Source organism: Citrobacter sp. MGH105 (assembly GCF_001037485.2).
GTDB classification, from domain to species: domain Bacteria; phylum Pseudomonadota; class Gammaproteobacteria; order Enterobacterales; family Enterobacteriaceae; genus Citrobacter; species Citrobacter portucalensis.
Map to the genome: position 1 here is coordinate 3,317,647 of NZ_CP073048.1, position 26,339 is coordinate 3,343,985.

The following is a 26,339-nucleotide window of genomic DNA, read 5'->3' on the forward strand; positions in this document are numbered from 1 at the left end:
TTTACCTTATTTGTTTTTTGCCCAGAATTCGGCGTTGACCTTGTTCAGTTCTGCCGGGGAAAGGTGCTTAGTGCTGATTCCGCTGTCCGTGGTGCGGGTAATGTTGTTCAGCGGGGTCAGCTGATTTTTCGCCTTATGCAGCGCCACAGCGGCAGTAAACACCGCGTCGACCGTGGCCTTTGGCGCTTTGTAGAAATCATCCACGCCGAACGATTTCAGGCTGTCGCCGGTGCGCATTGCGTGATTCAGCACCTGACGTTTAAGGCTCTTATCGCTGGCAGGCTGGAAGCCAGGACAGATAATTTCCGCATCGGCGATCAGGTTTCGCTTAAAGGCTGCATCACCCGTCACTTTGCGGTTTTCTTCTTCGTCTTCGTCGGTGGTCATGTTGCCCAGGTCCGGATCGCCATCGGTGGTTTTACCCTCCAGCTTTTCCAGACGAACCAGCAACGCTTTCGCCCAGTCAGGAATTTCTTCATCACCAGTTTTCTCTTTATTCGGATCGCCTTCGTCCGTAGTGGAGCGATTCGCCTCAGGGAGCGCGGTAGACTGCGCTGGAGCATTCATGTTGATAGTTACACCGGGGATTGAAGCCATGCCATCAGACGGCATATCCGGCGCTTCATCGATGAGTTTTGCCAGTGCATCCTCATCTTTCGTCTTAATGGCCTGAGCCAGTTTTTTAAGCCATGACATTACAGGCTTCTCCTTTGTTGTTGATGGGATGGAATCCCCGATTGCACAGCGGCCACCAGCACGCCCCCGGTCAATACCGACAGCGAGGTGGTTACCTGTGATTTGGTATTGCTTGCCCTTGCCGGGTGCCAGTTGCTTGTACTGCGCGTCATAGCCGCAACTGACATCGGTCAGGCCAGAATTCACCGCGTCGATTGCTTCCTGCCGTTTAATCAGCACGTCAGCAATGAGCAGATCCGATTTATCGCCGGTGCCGCGTCGGACGTTCTGAATATGTCCGTGCGCCAGCTCAGCAAAGTTAGATGGGTTAACGAATACGATGTTGCCCAGACTATCCTCTGGATGCCCCAGCGTGACGGCCACGCCCTCAAAGCTCGCCATCGTTTCCGGGGAAAACACTTCATCTTCCGTTCGCCAGACCGTCACTGTGCCGCTGGCGTCAGGCTCGAGGTCGATTTCTTCGGGTAAGTAGACCTGCGTTCCTGTACGTGCGATCGGTACGTCTTTACACAGCAGTGAGCCATCCGCCTGCAGATAACGCGTTTCGCCCAGGCGTGTAGTGAAGAAATATTTCATGGGTTACCTGCTCGATTACGGGCAACAAAAAGGCCGCTCAGTGGCGACCTTGTGAGATGGGAAAAATGTTCAAAATAACGGGCTATTTAACATAAGGGTTCTTACCCGCACCGACGAAAATGGACTCGATTAAAATGTCCCCTTAAAGCCGTAAAAGTAGCGATTAACTGGGCTGAAAATCGGTCTTTTCGAATACAACATTTTCATAACATTTCGCGGGTATTGCAGTTCGCATGAAATGAATGCTCAAAGCCGTATTTTTCATTTTCTCGGTGCAGGAATCTGTACTTCAGGCCAGCATTTGCAGTTCGGCAAACATCCGGCGTGTCCGGTCATACCGTCCAGCGTCGGCGGGTTATCCCAGCGCACAAATTTATCTTTCATCTTGCGGTGAGAATTGCGCGTTCCGGCCCCCTCGATACGCCACCAGTAGCCCTCTGATCCAACCGAAAGGGCTCTGGCCTGTGTCAGCGCGCCGGTAGCTCGTCCAATCTCTGTACGGGCAATCAGCTGCGCCCTGCTGGCGGCCACGTCACCGGAGGCCATGATCATCTCGTAGAGCTCGTCCGGACGTTCACCAGTGATAACCGCCTGCATCGCGCGCTGTTGTATGTCCATCACGCGATCGGCTGCTTCCAGCGGCAGGGACTTCATCAGCTGAATCTGGCGGTACACGATATCCTGCGCCACCTGCCCGACGGGGGTATTACCCACCACATCGCGCAGGCCAGCGCCGATTTCCTCTGATACCGATTTCCACTGATTCCATTCCTCCTGCTCGACCTGGGCAAACATCCTTCGCCCGACCTGCTCTGCCCAGTCGCTGATTACCTCGGAATAGTCCACCAGCGTTTTCGAAATGCTGTCAGCGCTGGCCTGTGAACCATCGTAGGTACCATCGACGATCTGCCCTATCTGGTTTGCTATCGCCAACAGGCTTTTTCGATACTGGATCTCCGAACGGCGGCGGAGGGATGGTTTCAGGTTCATCCTCCTCCCACTGGGCCTTCGCATCTTCTATGTCCTCGTCAGTGATAGAACCACCGATGCCAATCACATCAGAAATGTTCCTGAGGTCGTTAAGCGCTGCTGCAGGTGGCATCCCAAGGTCACGAACGGCGGTACCGAGTGCAGTAACCACATTGTTCGCCATCGTTGCGCGGTCCACGTCTGACATCTCCCAGAGCTTGTTAAACTCAAAAGTAAAATCGTCAGGTAGTGGTTCACCGAACAGAGAACGCCAGGAGATATCGAGCAGCCAACGGATATGGCGGCGTAAGCGTCTCTCCTGCAGCGAGTTAACCCGGCTGTAGTAGTTTTCCAGATCGCCGTCGCCGGTGTTGAACCCTGCAGGGGACTGCCCGAACAGACGGACGAGAGGAATTCCCGTCGCGCCGGAAACCTGCTCAGCAAAGCGCAGAAGGACATCAGCGATACCCGCAAACGTATAGCTGTGGGTTTCGAACTTATCCTTACCATCCATGATGGTCATGCCTTCGATGGTCTGGAACTGACGTATCATGTCCAGGTGCTTCATCAGCGCCTTTTCAAGGTCGCCTCCGGTAGCAAGAATCTTGCGCAGGTCTTCAATGCTATAGGTCCGCAGGTGCGCTTTGTGGATCAGCTGTGTGGTGCCGACCGTCGCAGTATCAAACGCCTCGATACGCTCGAAAATACGCTCCACAACAGACATCCCCCAGCCGTTTTCCGTCTGGGCCTGCTGGAAAGGAAGCGTATCGCCCTCCATGCGGATAACGCGGCTATGGTGGATCTTCCAGGGGGGAATCCCCTGCTGGTTAGTGATTACCTTGTAATATTTCGGTTTCCCAAAATCGGGACCGTAATCGGTAACGAGATCGTAATAACTCGGGTTAACCATCCAGCGGTCAAGGCTCATCACGCCCTTAAACTGCCCCTCTTTGATACGATCCAGTTTTAGCGGGGAGGACATATCCTGCCCTTCAAGCAGAACCACCAGCACCGCGCCACCGTACAATCGTGACCATTTGAGGTTATCGTTAAGCCCATCCCATATAGCGAGCTCATCCCAGAAGGTTTCGAGCTTGCCCTTTTGGCCGGGTTTCAGCTTTGAGCTGATGTTAATGCCCTTGCGGGTCATATCATCGGCCATAGCATCCACACCGGACCCCACGAGGAACGATGAACGATACGCAAACTCCAGCATCACCCTGTTACGGCTGATGTACCCGGGCATGTACATTCCGCCCGTCTGTATGTTTCTGGTGTCGCTACCAAGTTTGGCCGTGAAATTGTTGTACCCGTCAGCTGTCGCAACGGGCTTTTGTGCGCCGTTCTGGCGTTTCTTACGGGACATGTCACGCTCCGGCCAGTTTGGCCCAATTATCAAGAGAGGAATCCATCGGCGCGTAGTTAATCATCACGGCGTCGGCGAGGTTCGGAGATTTTGTACCTTCCGGCTGTTTATCCACGATGATTTTACCCACGGCGTTTTTCGACCACGTAGGCTGTGAAAGCTCCATCAGCAGGCGGTCAATATTTTCTATCTCGCTGCTTATCGAAATGATTTCGTCGGGGTTGTATTCCATCCCGTTCAGCGCACGGAAGGTGTTACGAAACAGCTTGCGAAGATGCCACCAGCTCTGTGCTTTCGCGTTCGCGAAGAAGTCTTTATTCAGGCGTGCCGCTTTACCGTTATCGCCTGGAACGGCTTCATCTTCCGGATCGAATACGCTACCGCTACCACGGAATGGCGTAGCTGTGATTGTTCCCCGGCCTTCAGCCTGCCTGAGCTCGTTTATCACGCGAGCATCTCCACGCGCACCGGCGCCCAGACCGTCCTCATCGAAACGGAACTCATCCAGACCGTAATCGTCACAGTACCCAAACGATTTAACGACAGAAGCGTAGATGTCGCTGCCAATGCCAGACCATTCGTGAACGTTCTGCAGAAGGAAGCCATAGCGGCAAGAAAAGCCGTTTTTGTCTTTCCCTTCGTCTGCAATATCCATTGCGCCGAGGCGCTGGCCGCTGGGCTGAATACCCAGTTTGATATGCGCGTCGACGGCAGCCTGTACCCATTCAGAAGGAATTAGAATCCCCTCTGTGGATGCGCTGTAGTTCAGGTCCAGTTCCTGAGCAACGATAATCGGATCATCAATTTTCAGACATTCGTTGCGGTACCACTCATCATCCTTGCGCGGGTCGCTGCGCCAGTGGAACGTAAACACCGGGATATTTCCGCTGTGCCGCTTACGGGCAAACGGGTTATTCATGCCGTTGACGGATGAGAGGTCTATACGGCAGCGGGTCGTCTGAGAGAGCGCAGCATCGATGAGTAATGGCCGTTTGAGGAATGCCGACTCATCCACGAAATAAAGCGTGGTACGGTCACCACGGCCAATGTTATCGCCAGCCTCGCCCTTAATGACCGCTCCCGTTTCCGGGAACTCCACGCGCATGTAAGGCGCATGTTTTTTGTCACTCCATGAACCGCGAAACTCTACCGGCAGCAGCTCGACAAACTTACGCGCTTTCCAGAACAGTGCTTTCGGGTCGCCGGTACTGTCGACATATTCCTCTTTACGGGAACCGAACCCGATCACCATTTCTTTGTTGAACAGGCAAAGCGAACAGGCCAGACCGATAGAGGTCCAGCTCAGCCCCATTTCGCGGCTTTTTTCTGTCAGTCCATGCTCAAGACTGGCGCGCCTGTCCATGATCCAGTTAATCCATTCCTCCTGGCGGGGGAACAGCAAAAACGGGATGGTGGCAGGCAGGCCATAATCGAGGTTACGCGGGTCCGTCGTCATGCCCCAGTCGATGATGAACTGGGCTGGGTTAGTGCGATAAAACTCACGGAGTGCCGGAAGCATTTCAGGCGCTTTCCTGATCCGCTCCAGCCTCTCCATTCTCCACTCAAACACGGCGGTATAGTCCGGTTTGCGGAAGTCAAAGGGGAACGGGATCGGCACAGAAAAATTCCTCAAAAACGCCCCGATTTAACATAATGGTCGTTACCCGCACTGGCGCAACAGCACCCATCACGCAAACGGCGTGAAGCCTCTGTTTTGAACAGAAAAGTGGTCAAATTGGGATGAATAAAACGTGCATAAAACGGGTCAAAAAGTGCATAGCGTTTTTTTAGTTCGAAACGCCTGTTTTTGCATTTTTCAGCCCATGTATTTTTTGTAGATATCTGCCGCTTCCTGCGGGGTCAGGTTCGCCGCTTCGGCTTTGGCAGCCTCGTCCATATTGGTGAACGATTCGAAAATTTTCGGTGCTCCCAGCTCCATAAGCAGAGTAGGCGGAACCTTAATCCCCTCAGCCTCAAGTAGCTGCGCCGCCTCCAGCGCGGAGTATTTCCCGGCCACCTTGTGTTTCATCACCTCGCGAAGCACATCACGCTGACGTTCTTCCTCGCTATAGACGCTGGTACCAAGACCGAGCACTTTTGAAAAAACAGCAATATCGTTGTGCGTGGGCAGCACATCTTCAATCGTGGTTTTCACACCATCCGGCGATGTGGTGACAACCTTCCGTTTACGAACGTCCAGGCTCTTACCGGCGACGCGGTTTATTTTCTCTCTGAGAGCTTCGCGAGCCTCAGTGAAAGCGCGCTCAAACTCGATATTCTCTTTACGCCAGCGACGGATCGTCGTCTCGTCCACACCTAAGCGCTGAGCAACCATCCGATTGCTGATTTTGCTACGGGCTAATGCCATGTCCATAACGATACCGACGTAGGCTTTTCTGAAGCTTTTTTTAGGAGCCATACTTCCGCCTAAGTCAATGTGATTATTTTTTGTTCAAAATCCAATTTTGCCGATCCGGGTGCGGCGTATCACGCGGCAAATTCTGGCTTGCAGACCGCGTCCTCTCTGGTGCCAAGTGCGGCATATCAGAGGGGGTAAAAATGCGGCATATCCTTTTTTTCGGGAAAACTGCGATTTGATGCCCGGAGGCCGCGCAGAATGGGGAGATAGTGGATCGCCCTAATATTTCCACTATGTGGATAACTCAGTCCAAATCCATCTCCACCACTTCACCGAAAAGGTGACCGTAAACGTCCATTGTGGTTTTGATGTTCGAATGCCCAATAAGTCGGGAAACCTTCAGAATATCGACGCCTTTGTTTGCCAGGCGAGATACAGCAAAGTGGCGAAGATGATGGAATCGCTTAATGCCATAGTCGTTCAGGGTTCTGACGAGAACTCCCTGAGTGCCGTAGCTGGTAGCGAGGCATGCGCCGGTAAACTGATTGCAGATAAGAGGCTCAGAGGAACCAAGCTTATTTTTATCCAGCAACGCGAAAAGCTCACGCGGCATCCGTACCCGGCGCTCCACGCCTCTTTTCAGCCCCTCATGTATAACGCCGTCAACAACATGCCCTCGGATGTCGATCCAGTCGGCTGACACGTCGTTATAAGTAACCGCTAGAGCCTCACCGATGCGCAGGCCACAAATCCCGAGCCAGCACGCGATACGCTCACGAACTGGCGCGTTATTCAGTAGCTCCCTGACCGATGATGATGGCGGTATGGTGATGGGTCGACGCTTCCGGCGCGCGGGACGGTCAACAGGGTTAAAAGTGATGAGCCGTTTTTCCACCAGCAGGAAGAACGCCGAACGAATCCAGCGATGGCAGCCGGTGCGAACCGAATCAACGATATCGCGATGGCTGATATGGAGTATATTTTTTTCCAGTATGGGCCCGTCTACAGCGAGAAGATCGTGACGGCATTTTGTATATGACGACAGCCGTATGATATTTTTTTCCAGCTTGCCGGCCTGATACCCCAGATAAAACAGAATTAACTTTCGGAAAGTCCAGGAATGGTCTATTCCTGTCCAGCTGGCAGTTCGACAATCCAGCTCGATATTCTGTTTTTGCCAGAAAAGATGTGCGGCATCATCAATATTCTTAAAGATACGGCGGCGTCCATGACCGGATTTTTCATCCTTCCAGTGGACGTAATATTTTGATTGTCCATTGGCATCAGTGGATTCTTTTATCGAAGCCATATTGAACAATCCTCACTCAAAAAACATTATCGAAGCCCCTCATTGAAGGGCTTCTGTAATGTCAGTCCCGGACGAACGTAACCTTTGTGGTTATCATTCGCCGTACAAGGCGCGTCGCTTCGCGTTGCATTTCATCAATTACTTTTGGCGTCAGCGGCTGACGCGCATATTTGCGCTCAATCTCTGCAAAAATCCCGTTCAGCGCCTCGCCGTCTGGTGGGATAACTTCAACGTTTAATCGTGCCATCGGTTTGTCCTGCCCTGTTGTTCTCGAAAGTCCTGATATCAGCCTTATCCCTGTTGCACTGCGCCAGCGCTGACATCAACGCGACATTCAGGTTAAGACTTGCTCCCCACGTAAACGGGTCGGGTAAATCTGGCTGGGGTGTTTCAGCCGTCAGGCTGGCTGGTAACGGAACTACCGGAACCGGTACGTAGACCGTTCGCGTATTCGTGCATCCGCTTAACTGCGCCAGCAGGCACAACACGAACAGCACAATCATCATCCGCAACAGCAGCTTTGATATCGTTCTCGGCTCTCTGTGACTCCAGTGCGATCTGCTGCTTGGCATGTTGGTTTGTCTCCAGAATGATGTTCGTTATTGCTACGGTGCGCAGGACATTCGCGGTGATGGTCTCAGAGGAATCAGCACGCTGTTCTGCATCGTCAGCGCGACGCTGTTCCTCCAGAAATTTTCCATGGTAGTGATCCGCTGACCAGACAAGACCGCCTGCAATACAGGCGATAAACGTCACTATGAGCACCCAATAACTCATTTTCATACCAGCAGCGCCGCCCGCGCTTTGTTGTAGCGGATCTTGCGGTCATCAATGCCATTCAGGCCGCCGTTGATGATGCGCGTAACGCGAGTAATATCGGCACCGTAGGCCATGCACCCTTTGGATGTGTAGAACCAGGCGGCAGATCGTGCTGCCTGAAGTTCCTGTTCGAGCTGTTCAGGTGAAGTAACGAGGTCTAACTTCAGCGCTGCCCCGCAGGTGCGATAATTGTCGAGGCCAGTGATTTGAATTAACCCTCTGCCGCGATATTTCCAGCCGTCACCGGGCGCTTTGTTACCCAGGCGGTTGCTATACACCAGATTGGCGATAGCATCCTGACGGGCTACGTGTTCGGTTGTTCTGCCAAGCGCATCAGCTTGCTGCTGTGTGATCCTCTTTCCGAAGGTCGCCACCAGCGCAGATGGTGTGTAGTTTAAATTTTCAACTACAGCGCTAAAGCCACCTGACTCATGACCTACCTGAGCGATGAACATGGCCTGATCCGCAGGTGCTGTAATGCCAAATTCTTTCATCGCCGCATCTACTGGCTGAAACCAGCGCGCAGCCACCCCGGCGCTGATACCAGCCGCCATTTGAAATTGAGATTGATTCATTTATTTTCCTCAGTGCTGCCGACTCCGGCGCGTCTGGCAACGATAGCGAGCGCCATGTCACGCAGTCTGTCCGCTCCAACAAACCCAACGAGCGCACCAACGAATGCCCCTGAATTAGCAGGCAGCCCCAGGTATTCCAGCAATGCGGAAACAGCCAGCGCGAATATGCCGCAGATTAGCGCGCCAGTGGCGGTGTAGAGTTTCGGCTTCCCTGCGCGTATGTCGATAAGCGCGGAGATGCCCAGAGCGCATAACCCGGCGTAAACTGACGGCAGATATAGCGCGATCCATTTCATTGTTTGTTCAAAAATCCCGTGAGAGCTATTCATAGGTTCACCTCGCCTGTTTGCGGGTGCTGTGTGCGAAACTGGAATAAACCCAAATGCAATGGGCTAAGAGGGGACTAAACACGACGGAAAGCGTACGAAGCGACGCCTTTACGCCCTAACTGACATTCGATTGTGTTTTGCTCTGCGCAGGTGAAGCCCTGCTCTGCAAACCAGCGCCTGATACCTTCATCAGTGAAATACCAGATGTGCTCGTTCTTTCTGAAATGATGGGAGCGGAGAATGTCTCCGGCATCAGTGAAAATTGGGATCGACACGAACACGTATTCACTGGCCTGCTGTACCGCCAGCTCCGGCTCGTCGATGTGCTCCAGCACATCCCACATCGTCAGCGCTCGCCACTTATTGGCGTAGAGGTCAGCGAATGCGCCCCGCTCGTTCAGCCAGGCAATACCAGCCTGATTAACGTCATAGCCAAGCGTTCCCGGTCGAGTAGAGACGAACTGACCAGCACCGATACCAACGTCAAGAACAGGGCCGTGAAAATTGCGCTCCACCAGCTCAATACGGGATTGCGTTAAAGCTCTGCCCGTTTCGGTGTCAGCCAGTTGCTGATACTTCGCGAAATACTGCTCGTCATACGGGCGTGATGCCGGAACGGGGTAACGTCCGATCCCCAGCTCCGGTAAAAATACCAGCCCGCTTTCCAGTTCCTGATAAAACGACTTCATGGAGCCAGGCCTCGAATTTATCGGAGAAATTTGAAATCCGCTTGTCGCAGTGGTGATCCCATGCTTCACAGCGGCAGTAATTGTCGGGAATTGCCCAGCCAACACGAGAAAGGTCCATCGCCGGATCGGTTACGATTTCCGGGGCGTTGTGACCACCTCGCCCACCAGCGACAACGTACACCGGCGTTTTATAGGCAATAGCAGCAGGAAGCGCCCAGCCCACTGGCGTAACCACTACGGCGGCATGCTCAATCAGGCGCATCAGCGATTTGAAGTTGAGCTGACCGGAGTGCATGCGCAGATCCGCTTCGGGAAGTTCTCCAACGGCCCACTCCTCCCCCTCCTGCAGGTCCGCCACACTGATTACGCAAAAATGCTTTCTCAGTAACCTGGAAGCCTGCAGCAGGTAATCCGGATCAGGATTACGGGAATCACTGCGCCATTCACTGCGAACAGTTGCCGGGCGAATTACCGCGATCGGCTTTTCAGACGTAAATTCAGCGGGTCCGTAAGACGGCAAATCAAGTTCCGACGGCTCAGTGCCAAATTGCTGGCGCATCGCGTCAAAAATTGAACCGCGACGAAGATGATCCGGGCCGTAGAAAATCCGCTTTGTCTGGCGCATATCTGGCGGCAGGTGAAAAGCGGCCTGCGTCCGGAACTCGTTTTTGCGCTGCGTCCGAAGCGTTGTAAAGCTGCGTACGGGCAGAACAGGCAAATCTTCATACAGTTCAGGCCAGGCGGTCTTGATATAACTACCAGCAGGTAACTGTTTAACGAAAGCACGCTGGTAGATGTTGTCACCCATGCCCAGCATGCCATCAATGAACAGAGGAACGTTTAGCATGCTACCTCGCGTAAAGCCTCATTGAGGCTAAGACGCCGGAAGCAATTAAGCGCTGTCTGGCGGCTACTGTTGATGATATTGACCTTTCCGGTCAGTGCTCTGGCGGTATTGGCAAACTCCCCACGCCATCGGGTAACGCTCTCTGCTGTGGGGTTATCAAGACCGATATGATCGCCATGCCAGTGACTGCCCCCAGTAATGGAGCAGTCAAAACCTAAAAGAATGATGTTTTTCGCACCCTGGCTGGCCGCAAACAGAATAGAGCGCTGCCCGGAGTTGAAGGCCCACCGGGTATCTGTATCAAACAAATTTAGCCCATAGCGTTTATGAGCCCGGTAATTACAGGTCCAGCGAGAGGCTGAGGACGGCAGAACATCGATGTTTGCATCCCACCAGCGCAGATCACCCGCGTAAATGTATTCACAATCAGGCACGGATCGCCAGGTGGAGTTAACAGCAATAACCGGTAGCCCCGATCCGGAGATCAGTTCGCAATCTGATTTATCGAGAGACGGGCCGGATGCACAAATGATGAATGTATTCATTCGCGGCGACCAAATTTAGGCATAAAAAAACCCGCTCGGAGGCGGGTTTGATTTCGTGTAGGCGCAATAACCTACGATTTGAAGCATACACGACAAGTTCGGACAAAATCAAGCTTAATGTGGCTAATATGCTAAATTTTGTTCACATCATCACGAAAGCTCGTTGCGTCCTGAAACGCCGAGTCTGCTTTTTGTTCTTCTCTGTAGCAGACGTCGACAAGCCCCTCCAGAAACGGTTTCCAGTTACGGGTCCACGTTCTGACGTGCAGATCCGGGACTCGCTTCAGTATCGCTTTATAGGCTGCAGTAGACGGCACCCCAGAAAATCCGTTTCCGCTGCAGCGCTCGCAGGTTTTAAACACTGGCGCGCCGCGCTCGCTTGTGGCTTTGCGGTCGAGCACCTCACCTTTGCCGCCGCAACGGCATCGGGCCAACAACTCACCTTTACCGTTACATGCCGCGCATATACGCTTGACCAGTTCGTGCTTGATTTTCGGCGGTACGATTTCCATTCCGTCAGAGTTGAAGACTCCAGGATGTTTGATCACATCCTCATACTGAGAGGTTAATCCGCTGCCGCTGCAGCTGTGGCACGCCACGCTGGTTTCCGCTGAACGGGAGTATTCGGCAAAGGCGAATTGTGCGAGCACCAGCATACACCAGCCAAACTCGCCTACAGCTGCTTTACGTACATTCCTGGGCGCCGACTCCATCGCATGACGCGCCAGCGCCTGAACTGCGAGCTGCTCATCGCTTTTGCTGATCCCGGTCTTACCAAAGAAGGCAGCCAGACCAAACCGCGCGCGGCTGCTGGTGGTACCAATGGCCGCCATAACATCAGTGCCGGTGATGCGATCCGGAGAGGTTCCTTTCACGTCGTCGCTGATATGCATTCCCTGAGGGCTGAAGTGTTTTAGCGATGCCTCAAGCTTCATTGTTCACACTCCCCAACCAGATTAAGAATGACCGCAGCGCCGTTGTCTTCCATGTATTCGTCCTTTCCACTTGCCAGAAACCAGCTGCAAACCTCTACAGCTTCAGCACGTGTCACAGGTTTGATGGTCGCCAGCAATTTTTCCAGGTATCGCTCACGGTCGTACACAGATTCATGGTGCTCGGAATAACCAAATTCGTAACCGAGTTCCTGACCTGAAGTGTGGCGAACGCTGTAGAGCCAGTCCCAGTAAACAAACTCACGAACAACATCTGACAGTGTATGAGGCTCTGGCAGAACGTCACGATAGCCATCAACATATGCGCGACGCTGATCATCAATTTCATTCATACGACTGCCGTCAATGCTTCCATCTCTCTTTTCGTCTACTGTCCATCCCCACTGGTAATCATCAGTAAATTTTGGGGAAGACCTGATCACTCGCTCGGCCTCTACGTCCTCCATCGCTGCTTCATAGCTGCCGAACGTAGCGCGCACATCAGCAGCTTTCTTGATGTTTTCCCGTGCATTCTGAATAGCACGCACCGGGTTATCCATGCCGATGGTACCGAAAGCTACCTGGAAAGGATCGCCGCCATTCGCCAGAAGATAACGGGAATACCGTTCCTCGGCCTCTTTTGGAGAGATTTTAATTTTCTCCAGCGCGGCTTCTGCTGCGTCCAGATGTGCCGGTTCATTCAGGCGGATAACCTCCAGTACCCACAGATAGGCATCAGTCTGTTTATGCCCGGTGATTCTCCGTTGCTCAGGTAGAGGTTTGATGTTTGCCAGGGCTGAGCTGTGCGCTGCCGTCGGGATGGTGAATAGTGCTTTATGTTCGTTGTTATCTGTACGCATTACGCAGCCGCCTTTTTCTTGTGGAAAACCAGCTCACGAACCTGATCGCCGTTCATGAGCATATTGTTGAAATCATCGTGATCGGGCCAGTACACGCTCACTCGCTGTAGGTCATTCTTTGCCAGCAGATTGGCATGAGCGCATTCATAGGCCGCAGCCAACCCGGTAGCGCTGTTCTCGTCACGGTCAGCAAAAATAATGAGGTGCTTAACGCCAGCCGGAACGCGGAATTTCTTCATGAAGTTGGCCGTCATGGTTGCCCAGGTATTTACGTTATAAATCTGGTGCGCAGACAGAGCCGTTTCGATGCCTTCGGCGATACCAAGTGTGCTGGCCACCGGGAACATCCTGATCGCCACTGAACGGGCGTGATCAAGATAGTTATCTTCCTGCAGGGATTTTTGTCGCTTTGCACTGGTGCCGATATCTGCCTTTTTTGCGCCATCGAGTAATGTCTGGTGCAGATAGCACAGTTCTCCTTTATCGTCGGTGGCGAGGGAATAAAGCGACTGATACACCCTCCCTGCATGGCGCTGCTTATCGTTGAAGCGGATCGCTTCAAGCGGCAGACTGAAAATGCCGCGCGCGTTGAGATACGCAGCACCAGAAGTGCCACGCAACGGCTGCAGCTTCGCGAACTTATTCAGAACCTTTGTACGCAGGCTGGTAGCACTGCTGCTGACCGGGATTTTTACACGCTGAAAATCATTACCGATCAGGTGGTCTATTTCCCTGCAAACCTCATTAAATGGCTTCCCCTGTGTCAGTGTGACAAGCTTCATACCGTCACCGCTGCCGCAGGTACAAATCCACGTCCCCCGACCGTCGCGGTCGTCAATACGTAGCTTGCCGCGCGCTCCACATACCGGACATTCGCCTTTAAAGTGGTTTTTACCAGTGATCGGCGGAAGGCCGAAGTGCTCAAAGATGGTAGGCCAATGCCCAATTGCTGCTTCTGCCGTCTTCATGCTCGTTTTCCTAACTGCTGTTTGATATCGCTAATCACTTTCTGTGCTTGCCGAATGGAGGATGGCGCAGGTGCACCAGATGCCGCCTGCATACGTTTGGCCTTCTCCTGACCTTTCGCATAAGCGATCAATTTGTGCCGGATGAAATTCGAAACGGTCGGTGTGATCTCCATCGGGAAATCGCTCAGCCCGTTAGGCCACTCGTCAAAACGATCGCGAAAAGTGTTTGCGCACCAGCCATCACTAACGGGCTTTTTCCCCTGCGATACTCGCTGGCGCTGATAGAATTTGATCTGACTCCACCAGGCCTGTTTCTCTGCCTTCGTGGGCAGATGCTGGTCTTTACCCAGCTTTTTGAGTTTGCGGCCGGTATCAGTATCGACGTCCTCACCGCCCAGCGGCTTATGTCCGCATTTCGGGCATACGTACACACCAGCGGGTTTCATGTAGTGGCATTGAGAACATTCATGGGGGAGTTTTTCGGCCCGTTCCTCAGCTGCACGGCGCGCGCTTTCATCCATGCCGTCAGACTTACCGGGGAGATCGTCATATTCAATAGAATCCGGATAACCGAGGCGGTGCACGGTGCCACTGTGATCAAAGATGAGGCAAGATTCTTTACCCGGTGCGGTGCGCAGGCCACGCCCGAGTGCCTGCAGCCAGCGAATTTCGCTTTTTGTTGGCCTGGCGTAGATGATGCAGCGAACATCACTATCGAAGCCGGCCACCAGAACGCCCACACTAACGATGATTTTCGTTGCGCCGGTTTCAAAGCGGTGAATGATGGTCTGGCGCTCATCCACTGGAGTGTCGGCGGTCATGACCTCAGCGTTAACATCCGCTTGGTTAAACTGGATTGTCAGGAAATTGGCGTGGGCTACATTGACGCAGAAAGCGATAGTAGGCAGATCCCGCCCATTCTCCAGCCAGTTCTGTACGATATCGCCCACCAGCGTAGAGCCACACATGATTTCAGCCAACTGCGTTTCGTTGTAATCGCTGCCGTACTCAAGCGAGGACTTGGTTTTTACGCCTTTCAGATCCGGCTTTGTTGGCGCGTAAAATTCGTATTTACTCAGATCGCCACGCTGGATTAACTCGCCGATGGTGGTCGGCTTAATCAGTCGGTCATAGTATTTGCCCAAGAATGGGGAAAAAGGCGTACCCGACAGACCAATCACCTTTACGCCTTTGCCGCGCAGCCGTTCGATATCCTTCAGGATGCGTTTTTTACGCAGGTGTGCTTCGTCGATAATCAGCAGATCGATATTTTCAGGAAAAACACGACGAATAAGCGTGTCGGCGCTGGCAATCTGAATTTTACGGGCTGGATCGTAGTTCGGGTGATCCGCCCAGATATAACCGATTTCATCCCCCGGTAACCCGTACTCCACAAAGCGATTGGCCGTTTGACCAATCAGGATGGTGTACGGTGCACAAAACAGAACGCGCATACCACGGCTGACGAACCCGGCAACGATGAAAGCGGCAAGACCAGTTTTACCGCTACCAGTTGGTGAGTACACCATGAAGGTGTCGTTTTCCTTCCAGTCACGGCGCAACATGTTTAGCGCTCGTTCCTGTGCAAAATTCGGCGTGATCGTCAGCTCCATTGTGCTGCCCCCGTGCTGATGAGATAATAATTTTGTGATGTGGTTTTCATGGATTCCCCCTCACATGGCTGGTGGACTCCCCAAAGGCTGCCAGCCTCCCTTCTGATTCAGCTCCTCTGAAAAATCACTCTTCCAGGAAGAACCCTTTTCGTTTCTCAGCGCCTGAACGCCTTGTACTATCTTGCTGATACGGGCGTTTTTTTAATTGCGCCCTTAAGACAGGGATCTACTTAACCAATGGATCTCTCCTGTTGGAAAAGACCCTATTCCTCCCCCTGCACCCAATCCCCCCCTTACCCCCCTTTCCCTCTTCCCCATAAAAACGTACCACTTCACTAGTACGTATGAGGAGTTGGGTCAGTTGGTTGCCAACCTGAACAGGCACCTTTAAGCCTGCTTTTGTTCGGGTACCTTTAAACCCGAAACAATCAGGAGCGCTGTCGCGTTCCAGCCAGGGGAGGTTCGGCGGTATACCCCTGTAAAGCTCTGCCCTGATTTCTCACAAACAGGCGAAGCCTTGTGTTTGCTTCATGCCTTGCCCGGTTCTCCTTGCGGTACGAAACGGGTTCGGCCTCGAACGTCTCTTGATACACAGCTGCATAACGCTGGAGCGCTTTTTGTCGTGCAGTGGGTGTCAGGCTGAATAACTGCTGCTTAATCCACTCGGCATCCGCTTGTGAGTAGGTTTCCGGCAGTATTGAGTTATCGAAGCTGCTCTCCGGTATGTTCATCGGAAAAAACCTCATCCAGACTGGTTTCATATCCGAGCTGCTTAAAAGCGCTCACGATTCGTTTACCCACCTCAATGTCAGGGATTCGACGACCAGTTTCGTAATGGCTAACTGCCCCCTGAGAACTGGCAATCAATGCGGCCAATTCTCCCTGCGTAACCTTTGCTTTCAGCCTTAGGCTCTTGATTCCGCTCATTCGGATAGTTCCTATCTAAATAATACATAACGTACTATACACACTTCAAACAATAATACAAAATGGAACTTGTTCAAAAAATACGGATTGTAATAATCATGAACATGAAACAGAGATGGCAGGACCTGGCTAAATCCAGGATGAAAGAAGTCGGAATGACTCAAGAACAACTAGCAGAAGCTCTAGGAATAACCCAGGGTGGGCTAGGTCATTGGTTGAACGGTAGACGCGAACCCAACCTGGAGGTCATAGCAAAGATTTTTAACATACTTAAAATGCCAGGTTTCGTGGTGAATGCTGATGGAACGGTCAGTGACTCCAGAGCCGATCACAATGTGACATTCATCGGAATTAACGAGTCGAAAGGAAGCTACCCTGTAATTAGCTGGGTAAGTGCAGGGGATTGGATGGAAGCTGTAGAGCCATATCATAAGCGGGCTATAGACCGTTGGTACGATACAACTGTGGAATGTTCAGAGGATTCATTTTGGTTGGACGTGCGAGGTGATTCAATGACATCACCAGTCGGCCTAAGCATTCCGGAAGGTATGGTTATACTGGTCGATCCTCAAGTGGAGCCTATCAACGGGAAATTAGTTGTAGCAAAGCTTGATGGAGACAACGAAGCCACTTTCAAAAAACTGGTTATCGATGCTGGCCAACGATTCCTCAAGCCGTTGAACCCTCAATATCCGATCATTCCCATAAACGGTAATTGCCGTATTATCGGCGTCGTGGTCGATGCAAAAATAACCAACCTGCCATAGTGCACAAGCCGCGAAAGCGGCTTTTTTATTCCCTCCGTCACGAATCAAACAAAAAAAACCTTAACAAACATAGAGATAAAAATTAATACATCAGATTAATCCGTTTTGTATTGACGATAGTTAATACGTTATGTATTGTTTAATCATCAACAAGCAAACGGAGCAAGAAGATGAGCACTCAACAATTGGTGTCTGAAAATGGTCCCATCCACAAGCTAGCTATGGATATTGATCGCGTGGTAAACGTGCTTGAATATGCCGAATCTGATCCAGATACTGGCTATAAGCCAGCAGCCCTCATTCAAATTTGCATTAACCAATTAAAGAAAAATCTTTCAGTTATAAATCGCGAAATCGGGCATGACTGGCCGGAGAACAAACAATGATGACTGATACTGTAGTTCTCAATAAAGATGAAACAAGTTCGATGCTCATGAGTTGGGCTCACGATATAACTTGTTGTTCATCTTCATTATGGCTACTTCTTGAAAGAATGACCTCTGAGGAAGAAATAAGAGAACACGCGTTAATTACTTTGGTTGTAAAAACACTAGAAGAAGTAAACGAACAAATAAATAACTTCGAAATTAAACAACTATAAACACCAATAATTAATAAAACACCTTAAATGGTGTGACCAAACTCACCTTGAGGAAATGAAATGCAAACTTCACTTTCTTTTAATAAGCCAACTAAAACGCCTCAAATGTTATTTGGCTCTGACAATATTAATGATTTTGGAAACAGAGTTAAGAGCTGCAGGATGGAAGGTGACTCAATGCAGCCGACTATCGAACCCTGTGAGGTAGTGGCTTTTGTTGATTGTGGAGGCCGCGTTCTTACACCCGGTATATATGTTTTTACGGGCGATGTTTTCGGCCGTAGCTGCCTGTTCATTAAGCGAATAGAGCCATTGCCGAACGGCGCATTAAAGATTATTTCTGACAATCTCCATTACCAAACTTTCACGCTTAATGCTGGTGATCAAAAAGACATGCGTATCCACGGAAGGGTTGTCGATTCTTTGGCTGTGAGGCACTTCATATGACTTTCATTATAGATAAATCGGCATATAGAACAGCATGCCTTTATGCGTCCTGCGGTTACGAGGTAATCGCGCGGCTTTACCTAAAAAAAGCATATGGGAGATAGAAAATGTGGAACCCAAAGACGGCTGGGATAGATGAAATTCATTTGGAGGCAGAGAACCTCAACACCATTCTGGAAATAGTAATAAGCAATAATGAGTTAAACACAAATCAAAAAAATTCTTTGCTAGGTATGGCTCTTAATGCTTCGGCGAATTTATTGTACTGGTGTGAAGCAGAGGAAAAGCGACGTGAATAATTTAATCAATACGTATCGCCACAGAATTCTTAAATCTGCGCTATTACGCCATCAGCGAAAAACAGGAAGCACCTGCCTCATCATTAATATGCCTAAGGGTGGAATTAACACTATCGAATTAACAGAAATACTAATTGACGGCCTGTTGAGGCGATTCGAAAAAATGATCCTCAGTGAGTACGGAAATATTGAAGGTGTAAAAGCCATCCGAGGAATTTACAGCAACGCCGTAGATGTGAATGGCAGCGGTGAGTTCCTGACAGAAAGCGGAAAGGCATTAATCGACGAGCTCATTTCTGAGCTGGTTGAGTTTGCCAAGAAAAAATCAGTCACAGCGGAGACAAGCCATGAGTGATCAGACACCAATTATCACGCACGAACCAGTAAATATCGTGCTGACGATCGAGAACGGAAAGGTTATCCACGCGCGCCCAGTTCAGAACGGCGAGGTTACAGCATCGCTGGAGACTTTTTTGTGGATGGCTGAACGCGCCGGTTACTCGGTAACCCCACCAGCAGGAGGCAATGACAATGGCCCTGACAGCGATACGAATTCCTGAGTGGGTACACCTGCAGGCGGTACATGTACTCCGCCAGTTCAGAGCCAGGCGGATTCATCCATGCCGTATGCACGGCTCCGGGAACCTGAGCCTGCGGGTTAATCGCCGCTGGCGGCTGCTGTCCCGAGACGGCGGCCATAACTGGGAGGTTATGAGCCATGAACGATACAGCAAACGGAAGGACAGAAAATGAAAATCCAATACCAGGACTATGGCGCCGTAGCGAACATCGTTATCACCAGTACGGTGTTTGAGTTCCGTAAACATAACCGGGTAGTCGATGCCACGCTGATCTGCACACCAGACATCATTGCAACCCGTACTGGGATGTTCTTCATGAAGACGGCTTTATCAGGTAAATCTCGCGACATGCTGCGTGCGTACAAAACTGTTCAGCGGGAGGCGACACGATGAAATCTTTCCTCCTGTCTATGCTGTTTGGCCTGTTATTAGTGGCCGCTATTTTCGGGGCGTTGATTGAGTACAAATTTTTGACGAATTTCGGAGGTTAACAGTGGAAAAATCGCATATCAATACTGAAAACCTAAACACAATTCACGACTGTCTATCCCAGCTTGTGATCGTTGAAGAAACTCAGCTCAGCATTGAAGATCAGTTGGCTAAATCAAATAGCAGCAGTGAGTGGAGTGTTTGGCGTAAAAAAGCAGAATACGCACTAAAGATCGTAAAAGGTAAGCGTCGTATCATCACAGCTCGACTGGCAGTTCTTCGCCAACTTGAAAAAGACCGCAATATGCAACTGCACCAGCAGCACAACGATTTCCTCATTAATGAGCTTAGGACAGTAGTACCCTCTTCCACCTTTGATCGATGCGTTCGCCAGGCTAACGATAAAATGGAGAAAATCCATGCAGACCAGTGCTGATGTCGTTCTTCTGGTGCCGAATGACTGGGTTAGCGAGAGAGTTTTGATTGCAGTTACCGGACTTAAACCCGGGACCATCACCCGTGCCAGAAAAGAATCCTGGATGCTGGGTCGCGAATACCTGCACGTCTCACCAGACGGTAATCCCAAACCTTCGAGCGAATGTATGTACAACAGGAAAGCGATCGACATTTGGATCGAGGCACAGAAAAAAAATCAACCAGGTGCGCAGAAAGCATGAAAAGCAGTACACTCATCCATGCTCCTGGACGTCAGGAGGGATTAATGGCTAATGCATCATACCCGACAGGCGTCGAAAACCACGGCGGTTCACTCCGCATCTGGTTTCTGTACAAAGGCAAACGTGTCAGGGAAAACCTCGGTGTCCCTGACACAGCCAAAAATCGCAAGATAGCCGGTGAGCTTCGTTCATCGGTTTGTTTTGCAATAAGGATGGGGAATTTTAACTATGCGGAAAAATTCCCAAACTCGCCGAACCTTGCCCGGTTCGGCCAGGATAGAAAGGAAATTACTGTGCTGGAACTTACCGAAAAATGGTCTGATCTGAAACGAATGGAGATCAGCACTAACACCATGAGTCGGTATGAGTCCATCATAAAAAACATGCTTCCGCGCATTGGCGAAAACAAGTTGGTTTCTGCTGTGACCACTGAGGATTTGCTGTATGTAAGGAAGGAGTTGCTGACAGGTTTTCACGTAATGAAGAAGGACCACCGGACGCAGGTAAAAGGCCGGAAGTCCTCCACCGTGAACAATTACATGATGTTAATGGCCGAAATCTTCCAGTTTGGAGCAGATAACGGTTATGCAAAGGAAAACCCGTTTAGCGGAATTAACCGCCTCAAGAAAGCGAAGGGTGAGCCCGATCCACTCACGACAGATGAGTTCATCAGGTTTATCCAGGCATGCGGCCATCAGCAGATGCGAAATCTCTGGTCGCTTGCAGTCTATACAGGAATGAGGCATGGGGAGTTGTGCGGTTTGGCCTGGGAAGATATCGATCTGCATGCCGGGACCATTACTGTGAAGCGCAACCTTACCCAGACGGATGAGTTCACCCTGCCAAAAACAGACGCAGGCACTGACAGGGTGATTTATCTCATTCAACCAGCTATTGATGCCCTGAGGAATCAGGCCCAGCTTACGCGCCTTGGCCGGCAGTATGAGGTTGAAGTGAAATTGCGGGAATATGGCCAGTCAGTCATACATCCATGCACTTTCGTTTTCAGCCCTCAATGCGTAAAACGTGGGCCACGAAGAGGATATCACTACGCGGTTAATTCGATTAATAAAATTTGGGCTCCGATAATCAAGCGCGCCGGTATTCGTTACCGCAACGCGTACCAGTCACGGCATACCTATGCGTGCTGGTCATTGTCAGCGGGTGCGAACCCAAACTTTATAGCAACTCAAATGGGACATGCAGATGCACAGATGGTTTACAAGGTGTATGGAAAGTGGATGTCAGAGAAGAGCGCCGAACAGGTTTCTCTGCTCAACCAAGCGCTTTCACACTTTGCCCCATCACTGCCCCAAAGCATGGTTTCAGCATAGTAAAAATCTTTATATACAAATAGTTAGTAGCAATAACGCTACATTTTCATAACACGTGGCACGAATTGCCCTCGACCAGAAAGAGAGCTTATGGTGTGATCGGGGTTCAATAAATCGCTAAACAGGGTATACTCCAGCGGTTTTCTTAGTTGTTTATTGTACTAAACGCTCCCGTGAGAGGATGCTACTGCGCACCTATGACACAATTCGCTTCTCCTGTTCTGCACTCGCTGCTGGATACAGACGCTTATAAGTTGCATATGCAGCAAGCCGTTTTTCACCACTACTATGATGTACAAGTAGCGGCTGAATTTCGTTGCCGTGGCGATGACCTGCTCGGTATTTATGCCGATTCTATTCGTGAGCAGGTGAATGCTATGCAGCACCTGCGACTGCAGGAGGATGAGTACCAGTGGCTCTCCGGCCTGCCATTCTTTAAAGCTGATTACCTCACCTGGCTACGTGATTTCCGCTATAACCCGGAACAGGTTCACGTCACTAATGATAACGGCAAGCTGAACATCCGCTTAACCGGGCCGTGGCGTGAAGTGATCATGTGGGAAGTTCCGCTGTTGGCGGTTATCAGTGAACTGGTGCACCGTTACCGTTCGCCCGAATCAGGCGTCCCGCAGGCACTCGATGAGCTGGAAAGCAAACTAGTAGAATTCTCTGCTTTAACGAAAGATGTCGATATGTCCCGCTTCCATTTGATGGATTTCGGTACGCGTCGTCGTTTTTCGCGCGAAGTACAGCAGGCTATCGTTAAACGCCTGCAGCAAGAGCCCTGGTTTGTCGGCACCAGTAACTACGATCTGGCCCGCCGCCTGTCATTAACCCCAATGGGTACGCAGGCGCATGAGTGGTTCCAGGCTCATCAGCAAATCAGTCCAGAACTTGCCACCAGCCAGCGCGTAGCCCTGGCAGCCTGGTTAAATGAATACCCTGATCAACTCGGCATTGCATTGACCGATTGCATCACCATGGACGCATTTTTACGCGACTTTGGCGTTGAGTTCGCTACCCGCTACCAAGGGTTACGCCATGACTCAGGCGATCCGGTGGAATGGGGTGAAAAAGCCATCGCTCATTATGAAAAACTGGGTATTGATCCGCTGAGCAAAACGCTGGTCTTCTCAGATAATCTCGATCTGAAAAAAGCGATTGAACTCTACCGCCACTTCTCTTCCCGCGTACAGTTGAGTTTTGGTATTGGGACACGGCTAACATGCGACATTCCGCAGGTTAAGCCACTCAATATTGTGATCAAGCTGGTGGAATGTAACGGCAAACCGGTGGCGAAGTTATCTGACAGCCCGGGTAAAACCATCTGCCACGATAAAGCATTTGTTCGTGCACTGCGCAAAGCCTTCGATCTCCCGCATATCAAAAAAGCCAGTTAAGCCTTCCAGGGAGCCATTTTGGCTCCCTTTTTCGCGTTTATTTCCGAAATCTTTCACTCCAGCTACGAATTCTGCTTGTCTGATTGCAGATGCCAGGTAACATAGGTATCCCCCCATTACGGGTGGACATGTGTTTATATATCCGACTATTAACAGAGAGAATATTATGAGCGTTGTGCCTGTAGCCGACGTACTCCAGGGCCGCGTAGCCGTTGACAGCGAAGTCACCGTGCGCGGATGGGTGCGTACCCGCCGAGATTCAAAAGCTGGCATCTCCTTCCTCGCCGTTTATGACGGTTCCTGCTTTGATCCTGTACAGGCCGTCATCAATAATTCTCTGCCCAATTACAATCAGGACGTACTGCGCCTGACGACGGGTTGTTCAGTTATCGTAACGGGTAAAGTCGTTGCATCTCCTGGACAAGGACAGAGCTTTGAAATTCAGGCCACTGAGGTTGAAGTCACCGGCTGGGTTGAAGATCCTGACACTTACCCAATGGCAGCCAAGCGTCACAGCATTGAGTATCTGCGTGAAGTGGCGCACATGCGTCCGCGTACCAACATGATTGGTGCGGTAGCGCGTGTACGTCATACGCTGGCGCAAGCTCTGCATCGTTTCTTCCACGAGCAGGGTTTCTTTTGGGTATCGACTCCGTTGATCACCGCTTCCGATACGGAAGGTGCCGGTGAAATGTTCCGTGTTTCTACGCTGGATCTGGAAAACCTGCCGCGTAACGATCAGGGCAAAGTCGATTTCGACAAAGACTTCTTTGGTAAAGAAGCCTTCCTGACCGTTTCCGGTCAGCTGAACGGTGAAACCTACGCCTGCGCTCTGTCTAAAATTTATACTTTTGGCCCGACGTTCCGTGCAGAAAACTCTAACACCAGTCGTCACCTGGCAGAGTTCTGGATGCTGGAACCAGAAGTGGCTTTTGCTGACCTGAATGATGTTGCAGGCCTGGCTGAAGCGATGCTGAAGTACGCGTTTAAAGCCGTACTGGCAGAGCGTGCGGATGATATGAAATTCTTCGCTGAACGTGTCGACAAGGACGCGATTTCACGCCTGGAACGTTTCATTGACGCTGACTTCGCGCAGGTGGACTACACCGACGCGGTAAGCATTCTGGAAAAATGCGATAAACAGTTCGAAAACCCAGTTTACTGGGGTGTGGATCTGTCTTCTGAGCATGAACGTTACCTTGCTGAAGAGCACTTTAAAGCGCCGGTGGTAGTGAAAAACTACCCGAAAGATATCAAAGCGTTTTATATGCGCCTTAACGAAGACGGTAAAACCGTTGCTGCAATGGACGTACTGGCCCCGGGAATCGGTGAAATCATCGGTGGTTCTCAGCGTGAAGAGCGCCTGGACGTGCTGGATGCCCGTATGCTGGAAATGGGTCTGAACAAAGAGGATTACTGGTGGTATCGCGACCTGCGTCGCTACGGTACCGTTCCGCATTCCGGCTTCGGATTGGGCTTCGAGCGTCTGATCGCTTACGTCACCGGCGTACAGAACGTCCGTGACGTTATTCCGTTCCCGCGTACTCCACGTAACGCCACCTTCTAAACGTGCGTTATTGTTTCAAAGGCCAGCATTGCTGGCCTTTTTTATACCCTTTTCGTGTTATCTGGATACCCATCTCACGTTAAACACAACCTTTCAACCCCCTCCACCTGTTACGTAATATTTCATCGCAATACATTTGCACAAAAAATAATCATCAATTTTATTGTGGATTAGCATTTTCTGATTAAATAGTACATTTTTTAGCCTTTCGCACGGCACTCCAGACGTCCAAAAATCGTTACCTGTAAAAGCCGAACTTTCCGGTATAACGGATAAAAAATAACCTTAGCAAAATTAAACATAAGAAAATCATATAAATAGAAATAAAAACGAGAATTTTCAGCGCAGGGGTATCCGAAGTTTGACGCTGTTCACAAAGTTGCACAAAAATAACATCTTGTTACACATTTTTTCTTTTTGAAACCAAATCTTTATATTTGTAGCACTTTGACGGTAGCGAAACGGTAGTTTGAATGGAAAGATGCCTGTCAGACACATAAAGACACCAAACTCTCATCAATAGTTCCGTAAATTTTCATTGACGGAATTTATTGGCGGCAGTGGCAGGTGTCATATAAAAACCGATGAGGGTAATAAATAATGATGAAGCGCAATATTCTGGCAGTGGTTATCCCTGCTCTGCTGGTAGCCGGGGCAGCTAACGCTGCAGAAGTTTATAACAAAGATGGTAACAAGCTGGATGTATACGGTAAAACCGTAGGTCTGCACTATTTTTCTGATAACGCTGGCAACGATGGCGATCAGACTTATGCCCGTCTTGGTTTCAAAGGGGAAACTCAGATTAATTCCGATCTGTCCGGTTACGGTCAGTGGGAATACAACTTTGCCGGTAACAACTCTGAAGGCGGCAGCGACGCTCAGAACGGTAACAAAACCCGTCTGGCATTTGCCGGTCTGAAATATGCCGATCTGGGCTCTTTCGACTACGGTCGTAACTACGGTATCGTTTACGATGCCCTGGGTTACACCGATATGCTGCCAGAATTTGGTGGTGATACCGCGTACAGCGACAACTTCTTCGTTGGCCGTGTGGGTGGTGTTGCGACCTACCGTAACTCTAACTTCTTCGGTCTGGTTGACGGCCTGAACTTCGGTATCCAGTATCTGGGTAAAAACGAGCGTGATGGCAATACCGGTCGTTCTAACGGCGACGGCGTTGGCGGTTCTGTAAGCTACGAAATGGATGGCTTCGGTATCGTTGGTGCTTACGGTGCAGCTGACCGTACCAATGCGCAGGAAAACTCTTTCTACGCTAACGGCGGCAAAAAAGCTGAGCAGTGGGCAACCGGCCTGAAGTATGATGCTAACAACATCTACCTGGCAGCGAACTACGGTGAAACCCGTAACGCAACCCGCCTCTCTACTACCCAGAATGGCGTGACCACCAGCGGCTTCGCCAACAAAACGCAAGATTTCTTTGTTGTCGCTCAGTACCAGTTCGATTTCGGTCTGCGCCCGTCCATTTCCTACAACAAATCTAAAGCGAAAGACGTAGAAGGTGTAGGCAACGAAGATCTGGTGAACTACATTGAAGTGGGCGCAACCTACTACTTCAACAAAAACATGTCCACCTATGTTGACTACCAGATCAACCAGATCGATTCTGACAACAAACTGGGTGTGAACTCTGACGACACCGTAGCAGTCGGTATCGTTTACCAGTTCTAATAGCAGACCTCTTTGTTAAATGCCTAAAAAACAGGACTTCGGTCCTGTTTTTTTATCTCTGCTAGCGGATTCTTGCGTCTTAAAAAAACACCTCAGCTTTTCGTCAGTAACGGTTGGCATTTTGTAAATCTACCGTTAACCTGATAGCGGACTTCCCTTCTGTAATCAC

Annotated in this window: 34 protein-coding genes; 15 read left to right on the forward strand and 19 right to left on the reverse strand. The window is 50.6% G+C overall.

The genetic code is table 11. The features are described 5' to 3' along the window. Nucleotides 1-6 precede the first annotated feature (6 nt). From SK35_RS16130 to lysC, 8 genes are all read right to left on the reverse strand, one after another. Complete coding sequence (locus tag SK35_RS16130; RefSeq protein WP_048214535.1) at nt 7-1,272, reverse strand: DUF2213 domain-containing protein; 1,266 nt, start codon at nt 1,270-1,272, stop codon at nt 7-9. 261 nt (nt 1,273-1,533) lie between these two features. After that, nucleotides 1,534-2,067: a phage head morphogenesis protein gene (locus tag SK35_RS16135; protein ID WP_048214536.1), complete on the reverse strand. Its 534-nt coding sequence runs from the start codon at nt 2,065-2,067 to the stop codon at nt 1,534-1,536. Nucleotides 2,068-2,137: 70 nt separating this feature from the next. Beyond that, nucleotides 2,138-3,607 carry a DUF1073 domain-containing protein gene (locus SK35_RS16140; RefSeq protein WP_048214537.1) on the reverse strand — a complete coding sequence of 490 codons (1,470 nt, stop codon included), beginning with the start codon at nt 3,605-3,607 and terminating at the stop codon, nt 2,138-2,140. Nucleotide 3,608: 1 nt separating this feature from the next. Further along, complete coding sequence (locus SK35_RS16145) at nt 3,609-5,225, reverse strand: hypothetical protein (protein ID WP_048214538.1); 1,617 nt, start codon at nt 5,223-5,225, stop codon at nt 3,609-3,611. Between the two features lie 198 nt (nt 5,226-5,423). After that, nucleotides 5,424-6,026, reverse strand: a complete 603-nt coding sequence (locus SK35_RS16150) for a hypothetical protein (RefSeq protein WP_048214539.1) — start codon at nt 6,024-6,026, stop codon at nt 5,424-5,426. A 244-nt stretch (nt 6,027-6,270) separates the two neighbouring features. After that, entirely contained in the window at nt 6,271-7,275 is a 1,005-nt protein-coding gene (locus SK35_RS16155) for a tyrosine-type recombinase/integrase (protein ID WP_048214540.1), read from the reverse strand. 61 nt (nt 7,276-7,336) lie between these two features. Further along, nucleotides 7,337-7,522 (reverse strand): hypothetical protein, encoded by a 186-nt coding sequence (locus tag SK35_RS16160; RefSeq protein ID WP_048214541.1) that lies wholly within the window; start codon nt 7,520-7,522, stop codon nt 7,337-7,339. Next, nucleotides 7,503-7,847, reverse strand: a complete 345-nt coding sequence (gene lysC, locus SK35_RS26900; protein ID WP_422110805.1) for an Rz1-like lysis system protein LysC — start codon at nt 7,845-7,847, stop codon at nt 7,503-7,505. The genes SK35_RS16160 and lysC overlap by 20 nt, the downstream gene beginning before the upstream one ends. Between lysC and SK35_RS27155 the strand changes: the two genes are divergently transcribed. Further along, nucleotides 7,846-7,992 carry a hypothetical protein gene (locus SK35_RS27155; RefSeq protein ID WP_419763458.1) on the forward strand — a complete coding sequence of 49 codons (147 nt, stop codon included), beginning with the start codon at nt 7,846-7,848 and terminating at the stop codon, nt 7,990-7,992. The genes lysC and SK35_RS27155 overlap by 2 nt on opposite strands. A 62-nt stretch (nt 7,993-8,054) precedes the next feature. Here SK35_RS27155 and SK35_RS16170 read toward each other — a convergent pair whose 3' ends face one another. The 11 genes from SK35_RS16170 to SK35_RS16215 form a co-directional block, all read right to left on the reverse strand. Continuing rightward, entirely contained in the window at nt 8,055-8,669 is a 615-nt protein-coding gene (locus SK35_RS16170) for a glycoside hydrolase family 19 protein (protein WP_048214543.1), read from the reverse strand. Then, nucleotides 8,666-8,998, reverse strand: coding sequence for a phage holin, lambda family (locus SK35_RS16175; RefSeq protein WP_021241738.1), 333 nt, complete (start codon nt 8,996-8,998; stop codon nt 8,666-8,668). The genes SK35_RS16170 and SK35_RS16175 overlap by 4 nt, the downstream gene beginning before the upstream one ends. A 74-nt stretch (nt 8,999-9,072) precedes the next feature. After that, entirely contained in the window at nt 9,073-9,687 is a 615-nt protein-coding gene (locus SK35_RS16180; RefSeq protein WP_048214544.1) for a methyltransferase domain-containing protein, read from the reverse strand. Continuing rightward, nucleotides 9,593-10,534, reverse strand: a complete 942-nt coding sequence (locus SK35_RS16185) for a hypothetical protein (RefSeq protein ID WP_048214545.1) — start codon at nt 10,532-10,534, stop codon at nt 9,593-9,595. The genes SK35_RS16180 and SK35_RS16185 overlap by 95 nt, the downstream gene beginning before the upstream one ends. After that, nucleotides 10,528-11,079: a hypothetical protein gene (locus SK35_RS16190; RefSeq protein WP_048214546.1), complete on the reverse strand. Its 552-nt coding sequence runs from the start codon at nt 11,077-11,079 to the stop codon at nt 10,528-10,530. The genes SK35_RS16185 and SK35_RS16190 overlap by 7 nt, the downstream gene beginning before the upstream one ends. Before the next feature lie 131 nt (nt 11,080-11,210). Beyond that, nucleotides 11,211-12,014 (reverse strand): antitermination protein Q, encoded by an 804-nt coding sequence (locus SK35_RS16195; RefSeq protein WP_048214547.1) that lies wholly within the window; start codon nt 12,012-12,014, stop codon nt 11,211-11,213. Beyond that, nucleotides 12,011-12,871 (reverse strand): hypothetical protein, encoded by an 861-nt coding sequence (locus SK35_RS16200; protein ID WP_048214548.1) that lies wholly within the window; start codon nt 12,869-12,871, stop codon nt 12,011-12,013. The genes SK35_RS16195 and SK35_RS16200 overlap by 4 nt, the downstream gene beginning before the upstream one ends. After that, complete coding sequence (locus SK35_RS16205) at nt 12,871-13,839, reverse strand: toprim domain-containing protein (RefSeq protein ID WP_048214549.1); 969 nt, start codon at nt 13,837-13,839, stop codon at nt 12,871-12,873. Before SK35_RS16205 ends, SK35_RS16200 begins: the two co-directional genes overlap by 1 nt. After that, nucleotides 13,836-15,452: a DEAD/DEAH box helicase gene (locus SK35_RS16210; RefSeq protein WP_048214550.1), complete on the reverse strand. Its 1,617-nt coding sequence runs from the start codon at nt 15,450-15,452 to the stop codon at nt 13,836-13,838. The genes SK35_RS16205 and SK35_RS16210 overlap by 4 nt, the downstream gene beginning before the upstream one ends. Nucleotides 15,453-15,880: 428 nt before the next feature. Next, nucleotides 15,881-16,183 (reverse strand): hypothetical protein, encoded by a 303-nt coding sequence (locus tag SK35_RS26905; RefSeq protein WP_048214551.1) that lies wholly within the window; start codon nt 16,181-16,183, stop codon nt 15,881-15,883. Continuing rightward, entirely contained in the window at nt 16,155-16,379 is a 225-nt protein-coding gene (locus SK35_RS16215) for a helix-turn-helix transcriptional regulator (protein ID WP_032625779.1), read from the reverse strand. Before SK35_RS16215 ends, SK35_RS26905 begins: the two co-directional genes overlap by 29 nt. Before the next feature lie 98 nt (nt 16,380-16,477). On the opposite strand from SK35_RS16215, the gene SK35_RS16220 reads away from it, so the two are divergent. From SK35_RS16220 to ompF, 14 genes are all read left to right on the forward strand, one after another. Further along, complete coding sequence (locus SK35_RS16220) at nt 16,478-17,146, forward strand: LexA family protein (RefSeq protein ID WP_048214552.1); 669 nt, start codon at nt 16,478-16,480, stop codon at nt 17,144-17,146. A 170-nt stretch (nt 17,147-17,316) separates the two neighbouring features. Then, nucleotides 17,317-17,532 carry a hypothetical protein gene (locus SK35_RS16225; RefSeq protein WP_047343663.1) on the forward strand — a complete coding sequence of 72 codons (216 nt, stop codon included), beginning with the start codon at nt 17,317-17,319 and terminating at the stop codon, nt 17,530-17,532. Next, nucleotides 17,529-17,747, forward strand: a complete 219-nt coding sequence (locus SK35_RS16230; protein WP_048214553.1) for a hypothetical protein — start codon at nt 17,529-17,531, stop codon at nt 17,745-17,747. The genes SK35_RS16225 and SK35_RS16230 overlap by 4 nt, the downstream gene beginning before the upstream one ends. Nucleotides 17,748-17,807: 60 nt before the next feature. After that, entirely contained in the window at nt 17,808-18,194 is a 387-nt protein-coding gene (locus SK35_RS16235; RefSeq protein ID WP_048214554.1) for a S24 family peptidase, read from the forward strand. Between the two features lie 291 nt (nt 18,195-18,485). Further along, nucleotides 18,486-18,848 (forward strand): hypothetical protein, encoded by a 363-nt coding sequence (locus SK35_RS16240; protein ID WP_048214556.1) that lies wholly within the window; start codon nt 18,486-18,488, stop codon nt 18,846-18,848. Then, nucleotides 18,841-19,053: a hypothetical protein gene (locus SK35_RS16245; protein WP_048214557.1), complete on the forward strand. Its 213-nt coding sequence runs from the start codon at nt 18,841-18,843 to the stop codon at nt 19,051-19,053. The genes SK35_RS16240 and SK35_RS16245 overlap by 8 nt, the downstream gene beginning before the upstream one ends. Next, nucleotides 19,025-19,246, forward strand: coding sequence for a ParE family toxin-like protein (locus SK35_RS26910; RefSeq protein ID WP_075551207.1), 222 nt, complete (start codon nt 19,025-19,027; stop codon nt 19,244-19,246). The genes SK35_RS16245 and SK35_RS26910 overlap by 29 nt, the downstream gene beginning before the upstream one ends. Then, the gene (locus tag SK35_RS16250; RefSeq protein ID WP_048214558.1) at nt 19,243-19,467 is read left to right on the forward strand and encodes a hypothetical protein; all 225 of its coding nucleotides are present in this window, start codon (nt 19,243-19,245) and stop codon (nt 19,465-19,467) included. Before SK35_RS26910 ends, SK35_RS16250 begins: the two co-directional genes overlap by 4 nt. A gap of 100 nt (nt 19,468-19,567) precedes the next feature. Beyond that, on the forward strand, nt 19,568-19,939 hold the full coding sequence (locus SK35_RS16255; protein ID WP_048214559.1) for a hypothetical protein: 372 nt from the start codon (nt 19,568-19,570) through the stop codon (nt 19,937-19,939). Then, nucleotides 19,923-20,180 carry an excisionase family protein gene (locus tag SK35_RS16260; protein WP_048214560.1) on the forward strand — a complete coding sequence of 86 codons (258 nt, stop codon included), beginning with the start codon at nt 19,923-19,925 and terminating at the stop codon, nt 20,178-20,180. The genes SK35_RS16255 and SK35_RS16260 overlap by 17 nt, the downstream gene beginning before the upstream one ends. A gap of 44 nt (nt 20,181-20,224) precedes the next feature. Continuing rightward, nucleotides 20,225-21,514 (forward strand): tyrosine-type recombinase/integrase, encoded by a 1,290-nt coding sequence (locus SK35_RS16265; protein ID WP_048214561.1) that lies wholly within the window; start codon nt 20,225-20,227, stop codon nt 21,512-21,514. 197 nt (nt 21,515-21,711) lie between these two features. Beyond that, the gene (gene pncB, locus SK35_RS16270) at nt 21,712-22,914 is read left to right on the forward strand and encodes a nicotinate phosphoribosyltransferase (protein ID WP_020996513.1); all 1,203 of its coding nucleotides are present in this window, start codon (nt 21,712-21,714) and stop codon (nt 22,912-22,914) included. 166 nt (nt 22,915-23,080) lie between these two features. Beyond that, the gene (asnS, locus tag SK35_RS16275) at nt 23,081-24,481 is read left to right on the forward strand and encodes an asparagine--tRNA ligase (RefSeq protein WP_048214562.1); all 1,401 of its coding nucleotides are present in this window, start codon (nt 23,081-23,083) and stop codon (nt 24,479-24,481) included. 600 nt (nt 24,482-25,081) lie between these two features. Further along, a complete protein-coding gene (gene ompF, locus SK35_RS16280) occupies nt 25,082-26,170 on the forward strand; it encodes a porin OmpF (RefSeq protein ID WP_048214563.1) in 1,089 nt (362 codons plus the stop codon). Nucleotides 26,171-26,339 lie beyond the last annotated feature (169 nt).